Origin of the sequence: Streptomyces sp. ICN903, assembly GCF_022015835.1 — a bacterium.
Taxonomy (GTDB): Bacteria; Actinomycetota; Actinomycetes; order Streptomycetales; family Streptomycetaceae; genus Streptomyces; species Streptomyces fenghuangensis.
Genome location: NZ_JAKMAY010000457.1, coordinates 1 through 3,148 on the forward strand (window position 1 = coordinate 1; position 3,148 = coordinate 3,148).

Sequence of the window (3,148 nt, forward strand, 5' to 3'; positions counted from 1 at the left end):
GTGAATCGGCAGTCGGGGGCGGTGCGGGGTGGATAGGGTCGGTCCGGTGAAGGGGGATGTGCCCGGGCGGATCGCGGCGGCACTGCGGGCGGTGCCGCGTGCGCTGCGCGAGGACCTGCTGACGGTGGCCGTCGAGCCGCTGCCGCGCACCGGGCGGCCGGGCTGGAGGGACTGGGCGCCGGCGTCCGCGGTGCCGCTGGTGCTGTTCGCGGTGGCCCTGCTCGTCGTCAACGCGAACGAGTACCTCCACACCTACCGGATGGCCGCCCCGGCCGGTCTGCTGCTCGCCGGTGTCCAGTCGGCGGCGCTCGTCGGCGCGATGTTCCGCCCGATCCCCGCCTGGTGGGCGTCCACGGCCGCCCTGGTCCTGGTCGCGTGGTACGCGAGCGCCCGGATGGCCGCCGAGCCGTGGCCCCTCTGGGCCGCCGCCGGGCAGCGGCTTCCCTGGACGGCGGCCGTGCTCGCCCTGCAGGCCGGGGTGCTCTTCCTGGTGGCGTTGCGCACCCGGCCCCGGGCCGCGGCCGGTGCACTGGTGATCAGTCTGCTGGCGGGCCTGGCCGCAGGGGGGCCGGTGCCCGCCCACCAGGACAGGACCGGCCTGGCCCTGGTGGTCCTCACGGTCGCCGTGGTGGTCGGCTCCGCGCTGCGCGGCCGCTGGGAGGCACGCACCCGGCTGGTGGAGCAGAAGGAGATCACCGCCGGGGAGCGGGCGCGGCGCACCCTGCTGGAGGAGCGCAGCCGGATCGCCCGCGAACTGCACGACGTGGTCGCCCACCACATGTCGGTGATCTCCATTCAGGCGCAGGTCGCCCCGCACCTGGTCGAGAACCCGACCCCGGAGCTGCGGGAGAACCTCGCGGGCATCCGCGGCAACGCGCTGGAGGCGCTGACCGAGCTGCGCCGCGTCCTGGGGGTGCTGCGCTCGGAGGACCCGGCGGACGGAGCCCGCTACGCCCCGCAGCCCTCGCTCGACCGGCTGGAGGACCTCCTCGCCAACGTGCGCGGCGCCGGGATGGAGGTCTCCCGCGATACGGAGGGGAGGCCGCGCCCGCTGTCGCCGGGTGTGGAGCTGTCGGTGTTCCGCATCGTCCAGGAGGCGCTCAGCAACGCGATGCGGCACGCCCCCGGCGCGGCGGTGCGGGTCGCGGTGGGCTACCGGGCGGACGGCGTCACCGTCCGGGTCGTCAACACCGCGCCGCCGGGGGGCGCCTCGCCCGCCTCCGCCCGTGCCCCCGCTCCGTCCGGCCGGGGCGAGGGGCACGGGCTGCCGGGCATGCGCGAGCGCGCCGCCATGCTGGGCGGCGAACTGGTCGCCGGCCCGACTCCGGACGGCGGCTGGGAAGTGACCGCGATCCTGCCGGCGGACCCGGTGGAGGACAGACCCGTGAAGGACGGCCCGTGACGGACATCCGCGTACTGATCGCCGACGACCAGATGATGGTCCGCCAGGGCTTCACGGTGCTGCTGGGCGCCGAGCCCGGCATCGAGGTCGTCGGCCAGGCCGTCGACGGCCTCGACGCCGTGGCCAGGGCCGCCGAACTCGCCCCGGACGTCGTGCTGATGGACATCCGGATGCCCGGGCTCGACGGCATCGGGGCGACCCGCCGCATCACCGGGTCGGGGGAGGACGCCCCCAGGGTCCTGGTGCTGACCACCTTCGACCTCGACGAGTACGTGTACGAGGCGCTGCGCGCGGGCGCCTCAGGGTTCCTGCTCAAGGACGCCTCGGCCGAAGAACTCGCGCACGCGGTGAGGGTGGTGGCGGCCGGGGACGCGCTGCTCGCCCCGAACGTCACCAGGCGGCTGATCACCGAGTTCTCCCGGGTGAGCGGCGCGCCCCGCTCTCCGCTGAGGGAACGTGTCGGCGATCTGACCGGGCGCGAGACCGAGGTGCTGTCCCTGATCGCACAGGGCCTGTCCAACGCGGAGATAGCCGAACGCCTGGTGGTGGCGGAGCAGACGGTGAAGACCCACGTCGGCCGGATCCTGCTCAAGCTGGGCCTGCGCGACCGGACCCAGGCCGCGGTCTTCGCCTACGAGTCGGGGCTGGTGCGCCCGGCTGGTTACTGAGCGGTGGATCGGGCGCGGCGTGCGGGGATCTCGGCCGCGAGGTCGCGCAGGGTGCGGTAGGCGGTGCGGATGAAGGTGCCGCGCAGGGTGGGGGAGCTGTTGGTCACCGCCGCCAGGCCGACGCGGGCGGCCGGGCAGAAGCCGGCGAAGGACGTGAAGCCGCGGGTGCCGCCGGAGTGGAACAGCAGGTCGAACTCGCCGCCGTCGCGGGCGGTGTGGGTGCGCGCCTTCCAGGCCAGGCACATCCGGTCGCCCCCGGGCGCGGTCGCCCGGGGGCGGGTGACGTCGTGGAGGGCGGTGCGCAGGGTCCCGTCCGCCTCCGGCGGCGGGGAGAGCAGGACCTCCAGGTAGCGCTGGAGGTCGCGGGCACTGGAGCGCAGCGCGCCCGCGCCCGGCAGGCCCGGGATGCGCCAGGGCGGGCGGGGGCGGCCGTGCCAGTGGCCGGTGGCCTGGGGCAGCTCGGGGTCGCAGGTGCTGTCGGCCAGGCCCAGCGGCGTGAGGATCCGGGTGGCGAGCGCCTCGCCGTACGGGGCGCCGGCCGCGTCCGACAGCAGCCGGCCCAGCAGTCCGACGCCGAAGTTGGAGTAGCGCACCCGCTGTCCGGGAGGGTGGCGCACCCGGGTCTGGGAGAGGGCGTGCAGCAGGTGGTCGGGGGTGAAGCCCTCGTAGGGGTTGGTGTAGAAGCGGGGCACGGCCCGTGCCAGCAGCCCCGGTGGCAGGACGGGGAGCCCGGCGGTGTGCGAGGCCAGGTGGGCGAGGGTGATCCGGTCGCCGTAGCCCTCGGGCACGGCGGCCGCGGGGAGGCGTCCGGCGATCGGGTCGTCGTGGCCCAGCTCGCCCCGGGCCACCGCCTCGGCCAGCAACAGGGCGGTGAACGTCTTCGTCACCGAGCCGAGTTCGAAGCGGGTGGCGGCGGACGCGCCCCGGCACAGCGTCCTGGACTCGCCCGCCCGTACCGCCACGACCGCCACCGCGGGGCCGGGCGCGGCGGCGGCGACCGTCTCCAGGGGGAGGGAGAGCGCGGACTCGGGCCGTGGGGCGGTGCCGGTGACGGCTTCGGGGCGGGCGGTGCCGGTGG

At 76.0% G+C, this 3,148-nt stretch carries 3 protein-coding genes; 2 read left to right on the forward strand and 1 reads right to left on the reverse strand.

Annotated elements, in window-relative coordinates; all coding sequences use genetic code 11:
* The first annotated feature begins 46 nt into the window (after positions 1-46).
* Both L7D48_RS27615 and L7D48_RS27620 read left to right on the forward strand, forming a co-directional pair.
* A complete protein-coding gene (locus L7D48_RS27615; RefSeq protein ID WP_237883647.1) occupies positions 47-1,402 on the forward strand; it encodes a sensor histidine kinase in 1,356 nt (451 codons plus the stop codon).
* On the forward strand, positions 1,399-2,070 hold the full coding sequence (locus L7D48_RS27620; protein ID WP_237883649.1) for a response regulator transcription factor: 672 nt from the start codon (positions 1,399-1,401) through the stop codon (positions 2,068-2,070). The genes L7D48_RS27615 and L7D48_RS27620 overlap by 4 nt, the downstream gene beginning before the upstream one ends.
* On the opposite strand, the gene L7D48_RS27625 is transcribed toward L7D48_RS27620, so the two are convergent.
* The gene (locus L7D48_RS27625; RefSeq protein ID WP_237883650.1) at positions 2,064-3,041 is read right to left on the reverse strand and encodes a serine hydrolase domain-containing protein; all 978 of its coding nucleotides are present in this window, start codon (positions 3,039-3,041) and stop codon (positions 2,064-2,066) included. The genes L7D48_RS27620 and L7D48_RS27625 overlap by 7 nt on opposite strands.
* Positions 3,042-3,148 lie beyond the last annotated feature (107 nt).